The organism is Candidatus Arsenophonus phytopathogenicus (genome assembly GCF_056113345.1).
This window is the reverse complement of record NZ_JBUIOB010000017.1, coordinates 1,811,240-1,832,933: the sequence shown is the minus strand read 5'-3', so window position 1 is coordinate 1,832,933 and position 21,694 is coordinate 1,811,240. Positions and strand designations below refer to the sequence as shown.

The window sequence follows — 21,694 nt, the reverse complement described above, 5'->3', positions numbered from 1 at the left end:
TTTTTATGTCTAAATTAGTTATTATTGAAAATACCGTTGTTCGTCAAGACGCTTTTGGGCGTTATTGTCTTAATGATTTACACCGTGCGGCAGTTGCTCAGGGTAAAGCGACAGAATCTCAGCGGCCATCAAACTTCCTTAAATCAGAAGGAGTAAGTAATTTTGTACAAAAAGCAAGCGAAGCTACGAAAATAGCTTCGGTCAAATATTATCAAAGGTGGCCTTGAATCTGGCAGCTTTGCAGTTGAAATTATCGCCATCCGATATGCAGCATGGATAGACCCTGCTTTTGAAGTTCAGGTTTACGAGCGGTTTAGGGATTCAATAAAAAGCAATAACGGTGTACTTGTCGAAAAAGTACACGCTGGCTTAGCCATGATCGCTTTTTATAAGCAGGAACTACGTATCGCCCCTTCTGGTCTACTGGGCGCAATGAAAAAACTGCAATCTTCCCTTGGTATGCCTGACATACTTCCTGCTTACGCTGTTGATGCGCCAGAGGGGAGTTTAACAGGTTCAAGTGAAGTGACACACTCCTTTACTGAGCTTTTATTGCTTCATGGCAAACCCTATACGGCACAATCTGGTTATCGGCGGCTACAACTGCTAGGACTTGCTGAGCGTAAATCGCGTCCAAGTAGCAAACATCCTGATAAGGAAAAATTATTCTGGCCATTGACAGAAAAAGGATTGCAGTTTGGTAAAAATCTGACTGACCCTAACAATCCCCGTCAGACTCAACCTCACTTCTACGATAACCAGTTTCCTAGGCTGTTAGGTGTAATGATGAACGGGATTGCAGCATAATAAAACATTGACGAAAGAAGAAATCATGCGCTATAGTTTATTTGCATCTGATAAATCAGGTGTCAGGTTTAGCAGCCTGCCGTAAACTACCGCGACATATGCACGCCGCGAGCGTGTTTTTTAATGTCGTAATCTGGCCGCAATTCAATGGTGGGCTGGATGGGGCAGCTGAAAAGCTGGCCGGTCGGTAGTTCCGGTACTGCTAATCCTGTTCAGTTCACCACCAATAAGTTTAGCAGCTTAGAGGGTGATAATTAAAATACTACCATCGGAGGTCATACTATGACTACCCCACAAGCTATCTCATTTTCTTTCCAAGAAACTCATAACGTACGAATCCAAGTAATAGATGGTGAGCCGTGGTTCTGCCTTAAAGATGTATGTGAAATTTTAGATATATCACGTTCATCTGACTTAGTGCAGTATCTCAAAGGAATTCGTTAAAAACGAACCCCTTAAAAATACACGAGGAACTCTTGACCCACGTGGAGTAGAAAAAATCTACACCCTTACAAAAGGCGGAAACCAACAACTTGTTTATGTGAATGAACCTAACCTTTATCGTGTGATTTTCCGTAGTAATAAGCCAGAAGCAAAACAATTTCAGGATTGGGTATTTAATGAAGTCCTCCCCTCGATTCGCAAAACGGGTAAATATGAGCACCCTCAACCCCACCCGAAAGCTGTAGAGCGTTTTAGCCATTCGGATACACGTAACCTGACGCATTTAGTCTGGTGTATGACAAATGGCTTTTGGTTTGAACGTTCATGGAGTAATGCGGTGTGGCTGGCGTTACGTGAAGTGACCCGCACACAATCACCGGAGCGTTTTCAGGTGGAGCATATACCGTTAATGGCTGAAGAGTGCCGGCGCATTTACTACATCACTGAGTCACTGCGCAACATTATTAATAACGCTGAAAAACAGACGATTAAGCGACTGTTACGTAAACGTGAAAATGTCGATACGGTACTCACGGAGATCAAACAGCTTTTTGAGCATTTTCACCATCAACAAATAGAGATAATCAGCGCTCGCACCGATCAGTGGTACGAAGGTGAGTTGACCCATTTCTTAGAACGTCACTAAATAATCTTAACGCCCCTGTCTAAGGGGCTATTTGTTTATCAATTTCATTATTGAGGAATTTCTTTATGTCAAATTTAATGAACATCGAAACAAAAAACATTAACGGTGGATTAATCCAAACGGTTAATGCCCGTGATTTACATGCGTTTTTGGAAATTGGCAAAGATTTTACCACATGGATAAAAGACAGGATTAAGCAATATGGATTTGTTGAAAATCAGGACTAAATAATTGTAGAAAATTTGAGCTCCCCAAAATTGGGGAGTGCAAAATCCCGTCAACGTCCGATGAAAGGCTACTGCATCAGTATCGACATGGCGAAAGAGCTATCAATGGTTGAGCGCAACGAAAAAGGTAAACAGTCCAGCCATTACTTTATTGAATGTGAAAGACGGATTTTACAACCCCAAACATCACTACCAACAACAAAAGAACTTGCTTTGATGGTAGTCCATGCCGAGGAAGAGAAAGAAAAGCTATTACTGGAAAATAAAAGTCTCTCAACAGAAGTCGATTGCCTCAAGAATCTCTTTAAAGAAGGTATGACCTCTACCCAATTTAGCAAAATGCTTAACGGGGTAAACAGTCAACAAATAAATCATTTTCTGGCAGAACGTAAATGGCTCTACAACGACAGTAAATCTGGCAACAATTTACGCTGGCGCGTGGCCTCTAACGCTCGGGATAAATATTTAACCGAAAAACAAAATGAAATCAGCCCTCACGGTACGAATAGTTTCATTACGTATCGTACTGTTTTGCTTAGAAAAGGCGCACAACGACTTTATGAATGGTATCTGGATAATAAATTACTCATGAAAAAGAACTGGAACGGATTACACACGCATGACAAAACTATCCCTGTTGTCGACTGAACAAAGTACAATTGTAAAACCCTTCACCCCTCGCCCTTACCAAGAAATCATCACTAACTTTATTATGGATACTCTACGCTCAAATGTCTGGGCCGGTATGGGAATGGGCAAAACAGCAGCAACCCTGACAGCATTAGAAAATCTTTATTTATCAGGCAGTGAAACCAAACCCACATTGGTGTTAGCCCCTTTACGGGTAGCCCAATCCACCTGGCCGGATGAAGCGCTTAAATGGAGCCACCTCCATAATGTCGAAGTACAGCCCATTATTGGTACTGCCAAAGCACGGATGGCAGCACTCAAAAATACCCATGCCAGCGTATTTACTATCAATTATGACAATCTTGTCTGGCTGGTTGACATCCTTGGAGACAGCTGGCCTTTTGGCACGATTATCGCCGATGAGAGCACACGGTTAAAATCATTCCGGCTACGTAAAGGCGGTAAACGCACAGCCGCACTCGCCAAAATCGCGCATAAATCGGTTCATCGCTGGGTAAATCTGACCGGTACGCCTTCACCCAATGGGCTGATGGACTTATGGGGGCAAGCGTGGTTTGTTGACCAGGGCGAACGGCTAGGCAGAACGCATAATGCGTTTTACGTCCCGCTGGTTTAACCGTATCCAGTTTCCTGGGCAGCAATGGAGTAAGTTTGAGCCTTTAGAGTTTGCGCATCTACAAATTCAGTTAGCCCTTAGCGATGTCACCTTATCTCTTAATGCCGCCGACTGGTTTGATATCGACGAACCTGTTCGCAACGTTATCAACATTACGTTACCTGCAAAAGCGCGAGCGCACTATCAGGCCATGGAAAAAGAACTGTTTCTTGAGTTGGGCGACAGTGCGATCGAAGCATTAAATGCCGCTGCCAAAACAATAAAATGTTTGCAAATTGCAGCAGGCGCTATCTATAGCGATGACAATCACAACTGGACAGTGATACACGATGCCAAAATCCAGGCGCTGGAAAGTATTATCAATGAAGCCGGCGGGATGCCGGTTCTGGTTGCTTATCACTGGAAGCATGACCTGGAGCGTTTATTAAAAGCCTTTCCAAAAGGCAAAATGTTAGACGCTAACCCACAAACCCTTACCGACTGGAATAATGGCAAAATCCCAGTGCTCTTTGCCCATCCTGCGAGCTGTGGACACGGCTTAAATTTACAGGACGGCGGTAATATCCTGGTGTTTTTCTCCCACTGGTGGGACTTGGAGCAGTACCAGCAAATTATCGAACGTATCGGCCCTACGCGTCAAGCGCAAGCCGGACACAATCGTCCTGTCTTTATCCATCATATCGTCGCTAAAGATACGCTTGATGAAGTGGTCATGGAAAGGCGCAATTCAAAACGAGCAATACAGGACTTATTACTGGAAGCGATGAGAAGAAAATAACAGCATTTAATTAAAGGAGCCCATCATGTGGATTTTAATCCTGGCCATGTACGCCAGCCCTTATGCATCAAGCAACTTTGCAAGTGTTCATACACAGGAATTTGATACTGAAAATATGTGTCAATTCGCTGCTAAACAGTTTGAGCAGGAATTTGAAACTTTCAAGGATATCAACGCCAAATCGATTTGCGTTAAGAAATAAACTAATTTCATCGAGGTTCAATTATGAAACTTAACATCATTAAATTATTAATCACGACATTATTGTTTATTAGTGTAGCGTTTGCCTTTGAGCTGATAGTAGAACATCTATCCCATGTTGATACAACACCACCGGCAATATTCCCGAGATCAAATGGGGTAATGAAGCATTGAGCGGATTACAGTTAGACGGAAAAGAGATGGAGGACATATTCGTACTGTTAGGCACTATGGCATTGATTTATATCATAATATTATGGCCTAAGCTAAAAAAGTAGTTCACACCAGAACGGCATTATCCCCCATGATCAATATCGCTTAACAAACATCCATATTCATTCATCAATTTTAATATTGAAGGATAACTATATGCAGAATTTAATCAATAACCGGAGAAATCCTATGAATAATGATAGTAAAATACGAGGTATGACTATGTTATTTAATACCCCACTCAGATATCCCGGTGGTAAAGCAAAATTATCCAATTTTGTCATGAAAATTATTGAAAAAAATAATCTTCACGATCTACATTATGCAGAACCGTTTGCTGGGGGGGCAGGACTAGCATTAAACTTACTTACTAAGGGATATGCGAAGAAAATTTATTTAAACGATATCAACCCAGCTATTTATGCATTTTGGTATAGTATAATTAACCATACACATGATTTTTGCAAAAAAATTGAGAAAACAGATGTCACAATTGATGAATGGCATCATCAACGGAAGATTATGGTACATGCCAAATCTAGCAATATTTTCGAACTAGGATATTCAACTTTTTTTCTAAATAGAACTAACCGTTCTGGTATCCTTTTGGGAGGAATTCTTGGAGGAAAAGAACAAAAAGGTAATTGGAAATTAGATGCCAGATTTAATAAATACAACTTAATTGAACGAATTGAGCGAATATCAAAATATAAAAATAATATAATTATTTCTAATTTAGATGCCAGAGAATTTATACAAAAGACAATTAAACAATTACCAATAAATTCTTTAACATATTTTAATCCACCATATTATGTAAAAGGAAAAGGTTTATATGAAAATCATTACATACATGAAGATCATGAAGTAATTGCTAATATCATTCAGACTGAAATATCAACTCCATGGATTGTTTCATATGATAATGTAGAACCAATACAAAAAATGTATTCAAAATCTAAATTTTTATCATATGACATAAACTACAGCGTTCAAAATAAATACAAAGGCTCCGAAATAATGTTTTTTAGTAAACAATTAAATTTTCCTGTAGAAAAATATCCCACAAAAACAAAAATATAAAATGATACGTTAATAATTTTAGAAAAATTTATCTTTTTAAAATCAATTTATTACATTATTATTTACGCGGGTTCAACTCCCGCCAGCTCCACCAAATTTGCATCTTAAACAATAAAAAATCCGGTATTTACAATAAGTTACGGGGTTTTTATGTACTTTACAGTCTGATTTAATCCCCTCCAAACTAATTCTTTTCGGGTCATTAATAGAACCCGACGAAAAATCTAATGTTTCTGTTGAATCTAAAAACACAGAGCAACCACTCTGGCAATACCAAAACAAAGCATCAAACAGCGCAGCAAATAAATCCTAATACTCTTCCCCACAAATCATATGCCCTGACCTAACAAAGCACGAAGATAAACTTTTCGCTCTTCGTTATTGGTTTTCTGTGGGGCAATGAAGCGCCTGAGAATAGTGTGAGTTTTTGAATAATCTACAGAGCTAATAAAGGAAAAAACCCTATGAATGAATCCCCTTTTATCAAAACCAGTGAACTTGCAAAAAGGTACAGAGTGTCAACTCACACTATCAGACTGTGGGCGGGTAACGGATACCAACGGCGGGAAGGTTTTCCACGCCCTCGATTTAAATCTGATGAGCTTAATTTCGCCCGGCAGGATATTCTGGATTGGGAGAGGGGTAAACGATTTGATTAACTTTATTCCACCAGCATTCATAAGCTGCCCTCTGCTCCTCAAGGTAGGTATGCTTATCGTATACCTGCCAAACCCCCGGTAACTTATGACCTAACATGATTTCAGCAACATGAGGCTGGGTTAGCTCCGCAACGCCCGTGCGCATGGTTTTACGTAAATCGTGAATTGACCAGTGGGTATAGTTCTCAAATCTGCTAGCCATTTTTTTGTTAAGAGCGGTAATCAAAACAACATGACCACCTACACATAATGTTTTACCCTCTGAGACGGTAAATAAATAATCACTACCATGACTCAATTTTTTAGCAGTTTTTATCAATTCCTCTGCCGCTGGAATAATAGGCCGGATAATGGGCTTTTTGCTTTTTCGCCCTGTTTTATGATTTTCGGGCGGTACTGTCCATATTCCTTTAGTAAAATCGAAATCGGTCATTTTCGCTTTTAGCAATTCCCCTATCCGGCAACCAAACAACAACGCCAGTTTGATTATCAAGGCGTTTCTGGGATTGTAGCCTGGCGCATCAATTAACGTAAATAGTACCCTGAGTTCATCGTTGCTCAACATCCTTTCGCCCTGTTGTGCTTTCACCCCTAAATCCTGTGATGTTACATCGATAAGTGGATTTGAAGAAATAATCCCCCTACGTACCCCCCATCGATGGGCGGTTTTGGCATAACGTTAAATCCGCGCACCAATTGTCGGTTTTACTTTTACCACTTCTTCAATTAGGGATAACCAGACATGCAAGTGGGTTTCGTCATGGGGTAGATTGCCAATCTCGGGGAAAACATAAATTTCAAATGACCGTAGTATCTCGCCAGCTTTTACCTGTGCATTTTTTAGCGATTTATCCCACCAGTCGCGAATAACCGATTCAACCGTGTGCGCATAAATCGACTGTTGTTTACGCGTGCGTTTGACTACTTTAGGGTCTCTGTGTTGTTCTAGTTCACGACGGTAAAAAAGCGCACTATCACGCGCATCTTTTAAACTCATTGCCGGATACGTTCCAATATCTATCCGATCACCTTTCCCCTGCCAACGATAGCGATATTGAAAAATCACCTTACCTTTTGGAGTCACGCGAACTGATAAACCCTCTCTGTCTGATTTAGTCACCATTTTAGCTTGGGATTTACCATTTACCGCTCTTAACCATGAATCACTCAGTGCCATCTTTTTTTCTCCTTGCGTCTTTTTTATATAATATTTTATGTACACCAATATGTACATAAATTTGATGACACAAGGATTATAATAGGCGACTAAAAACAGCTATTCTATACTGAGATAAAAAATAAAATAAATATAAAACAACAAATTAATTATAAAAAGGTATGCTATTGATGACTATTAACGATTGGGGGTGATAGTTATTTATTATTTTTCCAGTAAATGAAAAATGGGCTGTTGGCACTTCAATTACTACTAATTACGGTTTAGCCACTGAATTCAATCATAACTATAATGCTGGGCCTATTGGTGGGAAAACCAATCTCACTACCCTGAACTTAAATTTAAGCGGTGCTTATCGCCTTAATGAGCATTTCAGTGCAGGTTTAGGCTTTAATGCAGTCTATGCCGATGCAGAAATTACCCGTCATATTGGGGAATTTGGCCCAATATTGGGGGTCTACCTAAATCAACCACAATTGCCAAACTTAAGGGTAGTGATTGGGGATATGGTTGGAATGCCGGCATCCTGTATGAATTAGATGAGAATAATCGTTACAGCTTTACCTATCGTTCAGAAGTTAAAATAAAGTTTAATGGCGACTATAGTAATGAGCTTCCTCTATCAATGCCTCTTGGTTCAGGCGGTAATAGCGTTAAGGGCAAACTGGATCTGAATCTGCCCGAAATTTGGGAAATCTCCGGCTATAATAAAGTTGCACCTAAATGGGCAGTTCATTATAGTTTAGCCTATACCAGTTGGAGCCAGTTTAAAGAACTGAAAGCCACCGCAAAAGATGACGGACGCGATTTATTTAATAAACATGAAGGTTTTAGAGATGTGTCCCGTATTGCTTTAGGGACCACTTACTATCATGATGATCATTGGACATTTCGTACCGGTATTGCCTTTGATGATAGCCCTGTACCCGCTAAAAATCGCTCGATCTCAATTCCCGATCAAGCTCGCTTTTGGATCAGTGCCGGTACAACTTATGCCTTTAACGAAAATGCCTCAGTTGACGTAGGCATTTCCTACATGCACGGACAACATGTAAAAATCAAAGAAGAAATGCCATCAATAAGTATGCCACTACCGGCGTATGAATTTAAATCAAGTGGTAGCGCCTGGTTAGCTGGCGTTAACTTTAACTACAAATTCTAATTTTTTCTTAAAAATACAAAAGGATAGCAATAACTATCCTTGGTAAAATCGATTAGTAAGAAATATTTAGTGATGATAATTTTAAATCCAAATATCACCACTGATGCCACCATTCACTAATTAAATAATTTATCGTAAATGATAATTAGCAAACAATTATATTATTAATTGATTTTTTAATTTATAAAGATTTAAGTTAACGTGACCATAAAAATCAATAAATTATCTCACCGTTATTTTTTTACTCATTAATATTTAAACTAAAATGTATCAGTCTATTACTAATCAATAGAATCCAAATCTTCTTCAATCACAGCAGCGTCAGGATTAATAGTCGGCTTCAACACCCCTCCCTGCGCCTTAAAATCTTTATTCTGAAAATATGCCTCTCTAACCATTAAATATGGATCAGAAGAGTTTTGTAGTATTCCATCAGAGTCTAAAAAAAGTGCCCGTTTTTCGATTCCCTCTAATACCCATTTTCCGGCTGACATCCAAAAAGTAAGGTAACTTAACATCGGGTAAGCCTTGTCAGCCCAGTCACCTCCATCTTCTCGTAGGGTAAAACTACCATAACCTGGCAATACCACATATGGACCGTAACCAACCTGATAATATCCCAAAGTACTACCAAAACGATTAGATGCTTGTTTAACAAGTTTAGGATTAGCCATTGAAGCAATATCGATCAATCCCGCCATACCAAAAACACTATTTAGGAAAAAACGATTGAAATGCTTCATTCCTTGATAAATATCACCGCGTAGAAAATTATTCACCATACTCGCAGGTTCTTCCAGGTTAGCAAAAAAATTGACTAAGCCATTACGTGCAGGCATAGGAACGTAATCACGCCAAGCAACGGCAACTGGACGCACCACATAACGATCCAGAACATGATAATTAAAATCAAACATTGTTCGATTAAAATTCTCTAGCGGATCAGAGCGCTGTTGATTATCGGTCGGTGTACTCGAACAGCTTGCAATCAATCCTACTGCAAAAAATACGCCGCATAATCGATATGTTTTAAATCTTGTTTTTCTATTCAACAAAACACCCTCACATAGATTGTCCATTCATAATTATATATCCTCATTAATTTAATCTTACTTACTTTTTGATTTAATGATAAGAATTTAATCACTATTTATCTAAGCATATAATGTGCAAGCGATTATTATAAATAGAGGAATAGGTTAAATAAATAACACCAAGTTATAGCCCCAAAATATAAAAAAACAAACAATAATAATTATTCTCAATATGATAAACACATCATAATGTAAAATAGATAAACAAATTTAATAACAATTTATTAAATAATTCACTAAATAATAATTTAACGATTTCCTCTAATATAGCGCAACAGAGAATCAAACCTATTTAAACACAAATCCAGCCATCAGCAATAAAATTAAACTAATTGCATTCAACAAGTTGATTTTTATAGGGATTTAATAGTAAAATAAATAGTATATCAAGGCAATTTAGACTGAAACCATTCTATGTCCTCTTAGTTAAATGGATATAACAAGCCCCTCCTAAGGGCTAATTGTAGGTTCGATTCCTGCAGGGGACACCATTAAACTATTTTTAAGTGTTCACTTTAGTTCGCGAAATCCAATAAAAACTTCTATTGATGCGTATTTATAGTTCTTCATAGTTCGCTTAAGCTCATTGACAACCGCTAGCTTTTTTGAGTAAATCATATCTAATAACCGAGATTTTACCCAATGCTTACCGTTAAACAAGTCGAGTCCGCTAAAAACAAAAGATAAGCCTTACCGTTTATCTGATGGTAATGGTTTGTATTTATATGTGCCAGTTTCAGGTACTAAAGTATGGCAAATGCGTTACCATTTTTTGGGTAAAAAAAGATTTACACTTTGGGTAAAGTGTCAAATATAACCCTAATAAAACGCAAGAAAAAAGGCATTTGAATTAAAGAAAGAAATCCTTAATGGAGTTGATATTTCAAAAAATAAACTAATAATAAAATCAGAAAATGAAAATACATTTTTTGAAATATTCAAGGAATGGTTTGCATTCAAACACGAAGTATGGTGAGAAAAAAATAAAAAGTATACCCTATCTAGCCCATTTTCCATCAGAAAAACCATAACCATTGACGAGAGAAGAAATCATGCGCTATAGTTCGTTTAGGTGCTAGAAACACCTTACAAGACGTAAGTCCGCGCACGATAGATTGCGGATTTTTTGTGTCCATGTTTTAGATATGGCCGAGTGTGGGCGAATAAAAGACCAGCAATGGAAATAAACCCGCTTGATCTTGTACAAGTTTCTAGCACTTGGCCGCCTAAGCCGTTCAGGCTTTCCTCTAGAAAAGGATACAAGGATGAATATTCAATTTTCTGCTATCACACCTAAAGTTTCTATTCATAATGGTAAAGCTGTTACTAATTCTAGAGATGTTTCCGATTATTTTGGTAAACGTCACGATGATATTTTAAAAAAACTGCGTAATATTGACTCTTCACCAGAATTTAACGCCCGCAATTTTGCGGAGGTTAATTACATCGATGCAAAAGGTGAAAACCGCCCCATGTACGAAATGACCAAAGACGGTTTCGTATTCTTGGTCATGGGATTTACCGGAAAGAAAGCGGCACAATTCAAAGAAGCTTATATTGCTGAATTTAATCACATGGAAACAAAGTTACACTCTACACCAAAATATCAATACCAACCAAAAGCCGTAAAGCGTTTTAGCCATTCAGACACCCGTAACCTGACGCACTTAGTCTGGTGTATGACTGATGGCTTCCGATTTGAGCGTTCATGGAGTAATGCGGTGTGGCTGGCGCTACGCGAAGTCACTGGCACGCCGTCACCGGCGCGTTTTCAGGTAGAGCATATACCGCTGATGGCTGACGAATGCCGACGCATTTACTACATTTCCGAGTCATTGCGCCAGATTATCAATGACGCTGAAAAACAGGTTATCAAACGACTTTTACGTAAGCGTGAGAATATCGATACCGTGTTAGCGGAGATCAAACAACTTTTTGAACAATTTCACCATCAACAAATCGGGATAATTACCGCACGCACCGATCACTTGGTATGAAGGTGAGCTTACCCATTTCTTAGAACGCCACTAATTAATCTGAACGCCCCTTTTTACAGGGGCAATCTTTCAGCAATTTAACTATTGAGGAATAACTTTATGTCAAATTTAATAAATGTACCAAACAAAAAATTTCCTATGGCCTCGCCCTGCGGGTCGTTGTGCTTCGCACAACTCCATCTCGCTTCGCTCGGCTCGAACCTACACAGCTTCTCATCCTGTACTCACAGTGCTATGTGTTATTTCTGTTTCTTTGGAAAATAACAAGATATTGTTAGATGGTGGGTCGTACAGGATTCGAACCTGTGACCAATTGATTAAAAGTCAACTGCTCTACCGACTGAGCTAACGACCCATCTGAATAAACTGGATTATGTTTAGTTAGTAACAAATAGGATAAACAAAAAATTTATCTAACACTATTAATGGTGGGTCGTACAGGATTCGAACCTGTGACCAATTGATTAAAAGTCAACTGCTCTACCGCCTGAGCTAACGACCCTATTAATAGCAAAACACAGCATAAATAATTTAAACAAATAATCCTTTATTTTTTGGATGAATGGTGGGCGATACCAGATTCGAACTGATGACCCCCTCCTTGTAAGGGAGATGCTCTACCATCTGAGCTAATCGCCCAATCATAACTAAATCATCACAACAATTGGTGGGCGATACCAGATTCGAACTGATGACCCCCTCCTTGTAAGGGAGATGCTCTACCAACTGAGCTAATCGCCCGTCGTGATGGAGGTGCATTATAGGGATAGTTCTGCATGAGTCAACGGTTTTTCTAAGGAAAAATATCCGTTCGTTGCAAAATTAAGCAAGATGCACCAAATATTATCGACGCTAAATAATATTTATTTAAACTTATTTAGTCTAGTTCCTATCAGCATAAATTAAGCAGTTTTACCATTAAATTAGCAAAATAAAGTATCATTATCGCGCTAACAGCATTGAGGAATTAAGTTGTAATGATAAAATAACCAACTGTAAATTTATCACTAGACTAGATTCGATATAAAAAAAGATCATTAAGGCAATCCTAATGAATAAAATAAAAACCCGTTTTGCACCAAGTCCAACCGGTTATCTTCACGTCGGCGGTGCTCGTACCGCACTATATTCATTGCTTTATAGTCGACATAATAACGGAGAGTTTGTCTTACGTATTGAAGACACCGATATTGAGCGTTCAACACAAGAAGCCATTGACGCCATAATGGATGGAATGAACTGGTTAAGTTTAAATTGGGATGAAGGTCCTTACTATCAAACTAAACGCTTCGATCGTTATCATGCAGTTATCGATCAAATGCTTAGTGCAGGGACAGCTTATCGCTGTTACTGTTCTAAAACACGGTTAGAGAATTTACGTGAAGAACAGATGGCTAGAGGCGAAAAACCACGTTACGATGGCTGTTGCCGCTCGCATGCTCATAACCATACACCGAATGAACCTCACGTAGTGCGCTTTCGCAACCCCCAGCAAGGCTCTGTTATTTTTGAAGACCAAATCCGTGGCCCAATTGAATTTAGCAATCTTGAGCTAGATGATCTCATTATACGCCGCACCGATGGCTCTCCTACCTATAATTTCTGTGTTGTTATTGATGACTGGGATATGAAAATCACCCATGTGATCCGTGGTGAAGATCATATTAATAATACCCCACGGCAAATTAACATATTAACCGCTCTCGGTGCGCCAATACCTGTATATGCGCATGTTTCAATGATCTTGGGTGATGATGGTAAAAAATTATCTAAGCGTTATGGTGCAGTTAGTGTCATGCAATACCGAGATGACGGTTATCTACCAGAAGCCTTATTAAACTATTTGGTTCGGCTCGGGTGGTCCCATGGTGATCAAGAAATTTTTAACCGCGAGGAAATGATCAGTTATTTTTCCTTAGATGCAATTAATAAATCCGCCAGTGCCTTTAATACTGACAAATTATTATGGCTGAATCATCATTATATCAATTCATTACCGGCAGAATATGTTGCTACTCACTTAGCATGGCACATTGAACAGCAAGGTATTAATACCCAAATTGGACCAAGCTTAGCAGATTTAGTTAAGCTTCTCGGTGAACGTTGTAAGACCTTAAAAGAAATAGCCAGTTCATGTCACTATTTCTATCAGGATTTTGCTACATTCGACGGCGACGCCGCTAAAAAACATTTACGCCCGATAGCGCGCTTACCATTAGAAACCGTACGGACAAAATTGGCGGCTATTAGCAACTGGACATGTGAAAATGTTCATCATGCAATCGAAGCAACGGCTACAGAACTGGAAATTGGGATGGGTAAAGTGGGTATGCCTCTGCGGGTCGCTGTGACAGGAGCAGGTCAATCACCGAGTGTTGATGCCACTGTACATGCCATTGGCCAAAATCGTTCATTAAAACGCATTGATAACGCTTTGGTTTATATTAATGAGCGTGAAAATAAGGTTAGCGAATAAAATTAGCTTAGCATAACGGCACATTTCACTGTGCTTTTTTCTTTACACTAAGCTGTATGAGCATTTTTTCAACGGTTAAACACTATTTTCCTATTAATCGATTGACAGTCTTATTCAGTTTGCATACTATGCGCCCGTCCAATCGACTTTGTGTAGGGGCTATAGCTCAGCTGGGAGAGCGCTTGCATGGCATGCAAGAGGTCGGCGGTTCAATCCCGCCTAGCTCCACCAAATTTAAATTCCAGCCAATTTAGATTTAATCAATATTAAACCCCATTACTTACTATGAATGCTTTTAGTGGCTTAACTAAGTTGTCTAGCCCTTCCACTTTGACTGTTAACGTCATTTCCATTAAATAACCTAGTCTTCCTTGAGGAAATTCACCTTTACGTGCAAACCAAAGTAAATATTCTTCGGGTAAATCAATCAAAACCCGTCCTTTGTATTTACCGAATGGCATAACGGTATTAGCAATATCGATCAGATCCTGTTTCTGCATGCAGAATTCCACTATATTATTGGTTAATAGAACCAAACACGGCATTCGTTAATCAAGAATGCCGCTTTGCAAACATACTGTCAAATTATCACAAAACTAATCCCGTTATTGCTGCCGATAAGAAACTGACTAGCGTGGAACCATATAATAATTTTAAGCCAAAGCTAGAAACAACATTTCCCTGCTTTTCATTGAGACCTTTTATTGCTCCTGCAACAATGCCTATTGATGAAAAGTTAGCAAAAGAAACTAAAAAGACCGACAAAATACCTACTGAACGAGGGGATAATTCAGCGGCAACTTGTTTCAAATATCCCATAGCGACAAATTCATTAGATACTAATTTGGTGGCCATAATACTACCTACTTTAAGTGCATCTTCAGCAGGTATACCCAAGATCCATGCTAATGGATAAAACACATAGCCTAAACAATCCTGAAAGCTTATTCCTATCACTGCACTGAAAATGGCGTTAATTCCGGCAATAATCGCAATAAATCCTATCAACATTGCCCATACAATCAAAGCAACTTTAAAACCAGCCAGAATATATTCGCCTAACATTTCAAAAAAACTTTGTCCATCATGAAGATGACTGACTTGAATATCTTCTTCGTCAACCGAATAGGGATTAATTAATGATAGAATAATGAATGTACTAAACATATTCAAGATCAGCGCCGCAACGACATACTTAGGGGCAAGCATTCCCATATAGGCGCCTACAATCGCCATAGAAACCGTCGACATGGCTGTTGCTGCCATCGTATACATACGACGTGGTGACATTCGACTCAATATATCTTTATATGCAATAAAGTTTTCTGACTGACCAAGGATTAATGAACTGACCGCATTAAAAGATTCCAGTTTTCCCATACCATTAACTTTAGCCAGTAATGTTCCTATTATTTTAATAATAAAAGGTAGCACTTTGATATGTTGCAGGATGCCAATTAAAGCTGAAACAAAAATAATTGGACATAATACTCGCAAAAAGAAGGTAGCGAGATTTGCGTCCATCATACCACCAAATACAAAATCAGTTCCTGCTGCGGCATAAACTAATAAATAGTCAAAAAATTTAGCAAATCCAGCCACAAATCCCTGACCAATATCTGAATTGAGGAAGAACCAGGCTAATATTAACTCAATAACTAATAGTTGAAAAACATAGCGAATGCGAATACTAGCACGATCGCTACTGGTTAAAATCGATAACCGACCAATAAGAATAATGGATAAAAGAAAGTGAAAAACGGCAGACATAAATATTTCCAAGTAGGTTTTAAATTTAACAAATAGTTATATTATTTTATGTAATAGAAAATAATCGAGCGTGATTTTAATCACTAAAAACCGTATTAAGTGGGTAATTTAGTGATTTAACTTGCGATAGCTAATTGGTGATGAATAAAACGATTATGAAATCAAAGCAGTCAACATCCTGCGAATTACTACGCCGAAAAGCCATAAAAGATTAATGTTCTTGTAGTAACTCCATTAATTCATCCTCATTAATAATTTTTATTCCTAACTCATTTGCTTTTGCCAATTTAGAACCAGCGGCTTCACCTGCGATCACCAGATCCGTTTTTTTAGAAACACTGGCAGTGACCTTTGCACCAAGTAATATTAATTTATCTTTAAGCTCATCACGCGTTAAACGGTTTAATGTACCGGTTAAAACTAGTGTTTTGCTGGTAAATGGACTATTGGTTTTCTTAACTGGTATAGCTGGCCAGCTAATACCAATTTCGTTCACTAATTCATTAACAACATCGCGATTATGTTGTTCGTGAAAAAAATTAATAATATGCTTTGCTACTATCTCGCCAACATCGGGTACCGTTTTTAGCGACTCTATATCTGCTGACATGAGTGAAGTTAACGTCGCATAATGTGTCGCCAAATTGCCCGTCGTTGCTTCGCCAACTTCCCGAATACCCAACGCATAAATAAAGCGGGCTAATGTGGTTTGTTTGGATTTATCAAGCGCATTAATTAGATTTTGTGCAGATTTTGGCCCCATACGCTCCAGTCTGGCTAAAATATCAGGATTTAAACGGTAAAGATCGGCCGCTGTCGTGACATACTCTTTATCAACCAATTGATCGATAATCTTATCACCCAAGCCCTCAATATCCATTGCTCGGCGCGAAACAAAGTGCTTCAAGGCACCCTTACGTTGTGCGGCACAAATTAAACCACCAGCACAACGGATCACAGCCTCACCTTCGATACGTTCAATGGCTGAACCACAAACCGGGCAGTGAATAGGAAACCGAATTTCTCTGCTATCAGTAAAACGTCTTTCAGTGAGCACATTAACAATCTGCGGGATCACATCACCCGCTCTCCGAATAACGACGGTATCCCCAATGCGTATACCTAAACGTTCTATCTCATCAGCATTGTGCAATGTTGCATTGCTTACCGTGACCCCTGCAACCTGAACAGGCTCTAATCGAGCAACCGGTGTAATAGCACCGGTACGTCCTACTTGAAATTCAACATCATACAATAAAGTTATCTGTTCTTGAGCGGGAAATTTAAATGCCATAGCCCAACGAGGAGCTCGAGCAACAAAACCAAGCTCTTCTTGCAGCGACAACGGATCCACTTTAACAACGACACCATCGATATCAAAACCTAAGCCTAAACGCTCTTGCTCAATTTGATGGTAATAGGCTAAAACTTGTTGGCTATTTTGGCAAAGCGCTACCTTATCACTAACGGGTAAGCCCCATTTTTTAAACTGCATTAGACATTGATATTGGCTAGCCGGCAATTGTCCGCCCTCTAACAAGCCGAAACCATAACAAAAAAAGGCTAATGGCCTTTTGGCAGTAATACGAGGATCAAGCTGACGTAATGAGCCTGCTGCGGCATTACGTGGATTGGCAAAAATTTTACCGTCATTACGCCGAGCTTCTTCATTCAGTTTTTCAAAACCGCGATGAGACATAAAAACTTCACCACGAATTTCAATACGCGCAGGGATATTATCGCCGGTCAAACGGAGCGGAATTGCTCGAATGGTACGAATATTAGCCGTAATATTTTCGCCTGTTGTACCATCACCACGCGTCGCAGCCTGCACCAGTTCGCCATGTTCATATAACAAGCTAACCGCCAAACCATCTAATTTAAGTTCACAACAAAATGTTAACTGGCTATTATTTTTTAAACGATCATGTACTCGTTTATCAAAGGCTAAATAACTCTCTTCATCAAAAACGTTATCTAATGACAGCATCGGTATTTCATGGCGTACCTGCTCAAAAGCCGTTAATGGCTCAGCACCAACCCGTTGTGTTGGCGAATCAGCAGTAATCCATTCTGGATGCTTAGCCTCCAATTTTTTCAATTCCAGCATCATCCGATCATATTCTGCATCGGGTATTTCAGGCGTATCTAATACATGATAAAGATATTCATGATGCCGTAATTGCTGTTTAAGCCGAGCAAGATAATTTTGTTGTTCTTTCATTATTCACCATACAACTAAAGACAAAACCCCCGCTATCACGGGGGTCGATTACTAATCATCTAATATTTAAGTTAATGCTTTTCTAATTCGGCTATGATATTCCTCTATCATTTGGGGTGTCAGCATTTTGCGATCCTCATCAAGCACGACACCACCAACATCAGCCGCAATACGTTGTGCTGCTTGCAACATCAATTTGAAGTTTTGTGCTGAGTCACCATATGAAGGTACCATCATAAATATAGATACACCCGGAGTGGTGAAATCAGACATGACCTCTGGCTCAAAAGAACCGGGTTTCACCATATTGGCTAAGCTAAATAAAATCTGCCCAGAACCAGAAGGATCAACATGACGATGAAAGATCTGCCTTTCACCAAACTGAAAACCCGATTGAAAAATACTTTGTAACAACAAATCACCGCCTAAAACTTGACCTTCCAGTGCCGCAACATGTAAAACAACAACAATATCCTTTTTATCAGCTTCATCAGCTAAGTTACTTTGTTGTTTTTCACCATCAGGATGTTCAACTCCACCAACAGCCTGTTGGCTACTTTCTGCTGTGTATGCTACGAAAGCGTCTTCCCTTTCTTCACTATTAATTGAATTTAGCGCAGGCTCAAAAATCTCAAGTTCAAGCTGTTTAGTCTGAACGCTCTTTTCTTGCTTAGCACGAGATCCAATTTCTACTTCAGTATCAGCTAGATGTGCATCATCGTTAGGTGTTTTCACTACCTTAGATGATTCAGATTTTCGGGAAGCAAATTGTTCATTTGCCTTCTGACTAGTCAATTTAGATGCTGATTGTTGTGCCTCCATCATTTTATCGCCAAGGGATGGATCGCCTGCACTCTCAGGTGTATCCTGATCATGTTGTTTACGGCGCTTCATAGGGCGATCTTTAAATAGCTTCGAACGCTCTTTACCAATTGTCCAAAAGCCATGTAACAGTAAAGCTATTATAGCTATCGCACCAACGACCACTAATATTAGACGCAAATCCTGCATCGCTCTATCTCTGTTGTTTGAAAAAATAATCGCCACCATGGCGGTATCATTATATTAAGAGTATTTGCCAATAACGTTAAGTGCAACCCTCTACATAATTTTCTTACAAAAAGTTAGATATTTATTCTTTTTTCGCTGTTTTTTTAGCCAACAAAAGACTAGCCAGCTAAAAATCCTATCTATATGATACAAGATCAAATCTAAAGGAGATAATATGAAGTATGATTAATTCAATAAAATCACTAAAAACTGCGAATGGTTTCTATTATTTTGCTCAGGGATGGCAGCTAGTTACTCGTCCAAGTATAAGACGTTTTGTTATCTTACCCTTATTAGTAAATATTATTTTACTCGGTAGTGCCTTTTGGTGGCTTTATAGCAAATTAGGCGATTGGATCCAAACATTACTTTCTTATGTTCCCAGCTGGATGCAGTGGTTAAGTTATCTAATATGGCCTATTGCGGTGATCTCTATTTTACTTATATTTGGCTACTTCTTTAGTACTATCGCCAATTTTATTGCTTCTCCTTTTAATGGCTGGTTAGCTGAAAAATTGGAAGCCGAATTAACAGGAACTCCCGCGCCAGATACCAGTTTTGCGGTACTTATTGCCGACATACCGCGGATCTTAGCCCGGGAAGTAACAAAATTATGTCACTACCTTATTCGTGTTATTCCGTTGCTGATCCTGTTTTTCATTCCCGGTATTGCTCAGACAATCGCACCGATTTTATGGTTTTTATTTGGTGCCTGGATGATGGCAATTCAATATTGTGATTATCCTTTTGATAACCATAAAGTAAAATTTGATCAAATGAAGTTGGCACTTACCAATAATCGAACAACCAGTATCCAGTTTGGTGCAATAGTCAATTTGCTGACGATGATCCCTATTATCAATTTGGTTATCATGCCCATCGCAATCTGTGGTGCAACAGCAATGTGGGTTGATCTCTACCGTCTGAAACATAACCGTCATTAACTCAAACGCTGAAGTTAGCTAAAATTTCTTACCCTAACTTCAGCTATTCTCAGATAGTAATAATAATCAAAATAAATGATTGTGGCATATTTGATGTTAGTATCCACAGTCAACATAAAAGTTAAGCTTAATTTACTAAAAAATAGTTATTAGTTACCACCAAATATCCCGTTATATCAGTTAGTAAAAATTAATCAAAGCGACGATAAACACCTGTGCGATATAACGATAGGATAAATTTTTATTTCCAAAATAATTCGCTTAGCGTATGGTGATTAGTACTATATTTGAGCATGTTTATAGCTTCTGAAAAATAGTAAGGACGATCGATGAGCAACATCTTTGAAGATAACTCGCTAACTATTGGTCATACTCCATTAGTTCGTTTGAAACACTTTGGTAACGGAAATTTGTTAGCAAAAATCGAATCACTTAACCCAAGTTTTAGCGTAAAGTGCCGCATTGGTGCCAATATGATTTGGGACGCACAAAAAAAGGTCTGTTAACCCCTAAACTAGACAAATTGACAACCAATAAAACTTTAATCGAGCCGACCAGTGGCAATACCGGAATTGCCCTGGCTTACGTTGCCGCTGCGCGTGGATATAAGCTTACCTTGACCATACCTGAAACTATGAGCCTTGAACGGCGTAAATTATTAAAAGCGCTTGGCGCTAATTTAGTCCTAACTGAAGGTGCTAAGGGCATGAAGGGCGCCATTGAAAAAGCCATCGAAATCGTTGCCACTGCTCCCGATCGTTATCTTCTTTTGCAACAGTTTAATAATCCAGCCAATCCTAAAATTCACAAAAAAACAACTGGACCTGAAATTTGGCAAGATACTGATGATGAGATAGCCGCTGTCGTGGCTGAAGTTGGTACCGGTGGTACAATTACTGGCATCGGCCGTTATCTAAAAAAGAAAGAAAGCAGGCGGTGAAGCCATTAAAATGATTTCTGTCGAGCCAGCCGCATCTCCAGTAATAAGCCAGACATTAGCTGGCCTATAAATAAAACCTGGTCCACATAAAATCCAAGGCATAGGTGCTGGCTTTATCCCTGATAACCTGGATCTTGCTCTTATTGACGATGTGTTTGCTATTAGCGATGAAGAAGCGATACAAACCGCTCGGCTAATTATGCAAAAAGAAGGTATTTTAGCCAGTATATCATCAGGCGCTGCAGTTGCCGCAGCGGTAAAATTAGCGGCAAAACCGGCATTTCAAAATAAGAATATTGTGGTTATTTTACCTTCTTCCGATGAACGTTATTTGAGTACAGATTTATTTTCTGCTGCCAATGCAAGCTAATGACTATTTTTGCGCACAATTAGCTAAAAAAGCACTTTAAAATTGCTTTTTTGTGTCGTAGATCAAAGTTTAGTGTGTATTAAGATGATTTCTTGAAACGAGTTTAGTATTTAAGTCATTAATTATTTCGACAATCGAAATTAATCAAAAAATAAACAGTAAAAA

Annotated in this window: 18 protein-coding genes, 6 tRNA genes, 1 other RNA gene and 4 pseudogenes; 18 read left to right on the top strand and 11 right to left on the bottom strand. The window is 38.9% G+C overall.

The window, feature by feature from the left end; genetic code table 11:
- Nucleotides 1–5: 5 nt before the first annotated feature.
- From AC01GB_RS13390 to AC01GB_RS13345, 10 genes and pseudogenes are all read left to right on the top strand, one after another.
- Nucleotides 6–227 (top strand): KilA-N domain-containing protein, encoded by a 222-nt coding sequence (locus AC01GB_RS13390; protein ID WP_474452190.1) that lies wholly within the window; start codon nucleotides 6–8, stop codon nucleotides 225–227.
- 148 nt (nucleotides 228–375) lie between these two features.
- Complete coding sequence (locus AC01GB_RS13385; RefSeq protein WP_474452189.1) at nucleotides 376–807, top strand: hypothetical protein; 432 nt, start codon at nucleotides 376–378, stop codon at nucleotides 805–807.
- Between the two features lie 282 nt (nucleotides 808–1,089).
- Nucleotides 1,090–1,251, top strand: coding sequence for a BRO-N domain-containing protein (locus AC01GB_RS13380; RefSeq protein WP_474452188.1), 162 nt, complete (start codon nucleotides 1,090–1,092; stop codon nucleotides 1,249–1,251).
- A 97-nt stretch (nucleotides 1,252–1,348) separates the two neighbouring features.
- Nucleotides 1,349–1,897 carry a BRO-N domain-containing protein gene (locus tag AC01GB_RS13375; RefSeq protein ID WP_474452187.1) on the top strand — a complete coding sequence of 183 codons (549 nt, stop codon included), beginning with the start codon at nucleotides 1,349–1,351 and terminating at the stop codon, nucleotides 1,895–1,897.
- A 65-nt stretch (nucleotides 1,898–1,962) separates the two neighbouring features.
- Nucleotides 1,963–2,124, top strand: coding sequence for an antA/AntB antirepressor family protein (locus tag AC01GB_RS13370; protein WP_474452186.1), 162 nt, complete (start codon nucleotides 1,963–1,965; stop codon nucleotides 2,122–2,124).
- A gap of 30 nt (nucleotides 2,125–2,154) precedes the next feature.
- Complete coding sequence (locus tag AC01GB_RS13365; RefSeq protein WP_474452185.1) at nucleotides 2,155–2,772, top strand: phage antirepressor KilAC domain-containing protein; 618 nt, start codon at nucleotides 2,155–2,157, stop codon at nucleotides 2,770–2,772.
- A pseudogene (locus AC01GB_RS13360) lies at nucleotides 2,744–4,169 on the top strand (SNF2-related protein). The gene AC01GB_RS13365 and the pseudogene AC01GB_RS13360 overlap by 29 nt, the downstream one beginning before the upstream one ends.
- A gap of 25 nt (nucleotides 4,170–4,194) precedes the next feature.
- Entirely contained in the window at nucleotides 4,195–4,371 is a 177-nt protein-coding gene (locus tag AC01GB_RS13355; RefSeq protein ID WP_474449914.1) for a hypothetical protein, read from the top strand.
- A gap of 23 nt (nucleotides 4,372–4,394) precedes the next feature.
- A complete protein-coding gene (locus AC01GB_RS13350; protein WP_474452184.1) occupies nucleotides 4,395–4,544 on the top strand; it encodes a hypothetical protein in 150 nt (49 codons plus the stop codon).
- 228 nt (nucleotides 4,545–4,772) lie between these two features.
- On the top strand, nucleotides 4,773–5,666 hold the full coding sequence (locus AC01GB_RS13345) for a DNA adenine methylase (RefSeq protein WP_474452183.1): 894 nt from the start codon (nucleotides 4,773–4,775) through the stop codon (nucleotides 5,664–5,666).
- Between the two features lie 603 nt (nucleotides 5,667–6,269).
- Here the strand turns inward: AC01GB_RS13345 and AC01GB_RS13340 are convergent.
- Nucleotides 6,270–7,502 (bottom strand): annotated as a pseudogene (locus tag AC01GB_RS13340) (tyrosine-type recombinase/integrase).
- Nucleotides 7,503–7,705: 203 nt separating this feature from the next.
- Here AC01GB_RS13340 and AC01GB_RS13335 point away from each other — a divergent pair.
- Nucleotides 7,706–8,664: pseudogene (locus AC01GB_RS13335) on the top strand (outer membrane protein transport protein).
- Between the two features lie 281 nt (nucleotides 8,665–8,945).
- Here the strand turns inward: AC01GB_RS13335 and mlaA are convergent.
- Nucleotides 8,946–9,716: a phospholipid-binding lipoprotein MlaA gene (gene mlaA, locus AC01GB_RS13330; RefSeq protein WP_474452182.1), complete on the bottom strand. Its 771-nt coding sequence runs from the start codon at nucleotides 9,714–9,716 to the stop codon at nucleotides 8,946–8,948.
- A gap of 458 nt (nucleotides 9,717–10,174) precedes the next feature.
- Between mlaA and AC01GB_RS13325 the strand changes: the two genes are divergently transcribed.
- The 3 genes from AC01GB_RS13325 to AC01GB_RS13315 all read left to right on the top strand — a co-directional run bounded on the left by AC01GB_RS13325 (nucleotide 10,175) and on the right by AC01GB_RS13315 (nucleotide 11,755).
- Nucleotides 10,175–10,249: transfer RNA gene (locus AC01GB_RS13325), tRNA-Arg, on the top strand.
- 122 nt (nucleotides 10,250–10,371) lie between these two features.
- Nucleotides 10,372–10,575, top strand: a complete 204-nt coding sequence (locus tag AC01GB_RS13320) for an Arm DNA-binding domain-containing protein (RefSeq protein WP_474452412.1) — start codon at nucleotides 10,372–10,374, stop codon at nucleotides 10,573–10,575.
- A gap of 376 nt (nucleotides 10,576–10,951) precedes the next feature.
- A complete protein-coding gene (locus AC01GB_RS13315) occupies nucleotides 10,952–11,755 on the top strand; it encodes a Rha family transcriptional regulator (protein WP_474452181.1) in 804 nt (267 codons plus the stop codon).
- 108 nt (nucleotides 11,756–11,863) lie between these two features.
- Here AC01GB_RS13315 and AC01GB_RS13310 read toward each other — a convergent pair.
- The 5 genes from AC01GB_RS13310 to AC01GB_RS13290 form a co-directional block, all read right to left on the bottom strand.
- Nucleotides 11,864–11,993: non-coding RNA, RtT sRNA (locus AC01GB_RS13310), on the bottom strand.
- A 41-nt stretch (nucleotides 11,994–12,034) separates the two neighbouring features.
- Nucleotides 12,035–12,110 (bottom strand) — tRNA-Lys (locus AC01GB_RS13305).
- A gap of 71 nt (nucleotides 12,111–12,181) precedes the next feature.
- Nucleotides 12,182–12,257: transfer RNA gene (locus tag AC01GB_RS13300), tRNA-Lys, on the bottom strand.
- Nucleotides 12,258–12,318: 61 nt separating this feature from the next.
- A tRNA-Val gene (locus tag AC01GB_RS13295) sits at nucleotides 12,319–12,394 on the bottom strand.
- 26 nt (nucleotides 12,395–12,420) lie between these two features.
- Nucleotides 12,421–12,496, bottom strand: a tRNA-Val gene (locus AC01GB_RS13290).
- Between the two features lie 310 nt (nucleotides 12,497–12,806).
- Here AC01GB_RS13290 and gltX point away from each other — a divergent pair.
- Together gltX and AC01GB_RS13280 are read left to right on the top strand one after the other, a co-directional pair.
- Nucleotides 12,807–14,231, top strand: coding sequence for a glutamate--tRNA ligase (gltX, locus tag AC01GB_RS13285; RefSeq protein ID WP_474452180.1), 1,425 nt, complete (start codon nucleotides 12,807–12,809; stop codon nucleotides 14,229–14,231).
- A gap of 155 nt (nucleotides 14,232–14,386) precedes the next feature.
- Nucleotides 14,387–14,462: transfer RNA gene (locus AC01GB_RS13280), tRNA-Ala, on the top strand.
- Between the two features lie 35 nt (nucleotides 14,463–14,497).
- Here the strand turns inward: AC01GB_RS13280 and AC01GB_RS13275 are convergent.
- The 4 genes from AC01GB_RS13275 to zipA all read right to left on the bottom strand — a co-directional run bounded on the left by AC01GB_RS13275 (nucleotide 14,498) and on the right by zipA (nucleotide 19,236).
- On the bottom strand, nucleotides 14,498–14,731 hold the full coding sequence (locus tag AC01GB_RS13275) for a DUF3820 family protein (RefSeq protein WP_474452179.1): 234 nt from the start codon (nucleotides 14,729–14,731) through the stop codon (nucleotides 14,498–14,500).
- A gap of 88 nt (nucleotides 14,732–14,819) precedes the next feature.
- Nucleotides 14,820–16,001 (bottom strand): NupC/NupG family nucleoside CNT transporter, encoded by a 1,182-nt coding sequence (locus AC01GB_RS13270; RefSeq protein ID WP_474452178.1) that lies wholly within the window; start codon nucleotides 15,999–16,001, stop codon nucleotides 14,820–14,822.
- Between the two features lie 211 nt (nucleotides 16,002–16,212).
- Nucleotides 16,213–18,225 carry an NAD-dependent DNA ligase LigA gene (ligA, locus tag AC01GB_RS13265; RefSeq protein WP_474452177.1) on the bottom strand — a complete coding sequence of 671 codons (2,013 nt, stop codon included), beginning with the start codon at nucleotides 18,223–18,225 and terminating at the stop codon, nucleotides 16,213–16,215.
- A 66-nt stretch (nucleotides 18,226–18,291) separates the two neighbouring features.
- Nucleotides 18,292–19,236: a cell division protein ZipA gene (zipA, locus tag AC01GB_RS13260; RefSeq protein WP_474452411.1), complete on the bottom strand. Its 945-nt coding sequence runs from the start codon at nucleotides 19,234–19,236 to the stop codon at nucleotides 18,292–18,294.
- A 221-nt stretch (nucleotides 19,237–19,457) separates the two neighbouring features.
- On the opposite strand from zipA, the gene cysZ reads away from it, so the two are divergent.
- Complete coding sequence (cysZ, locus tag AC01GB_RS13255; RefSeq protein WP_474452176.1) at nucleotides 19,458–20,219, top strand: sulfate transporter CysZ; 762 nt, start codon at nucleotides 19,458–19,460, stop codon at nucleotides 20,217–20,219.
- Nucleotides 20,220–20,548: 329 nt separating this feature from the next.
- Nucleotides 20,549–21,529 (top strand): annotated as a pseudogene (gene cysK, locus AC01GB_RS13250) (cysteine synthase A).
- The last annotated feature ends 165 nt before the right edge of the window (nucleotides 21,530–21,694 follow it).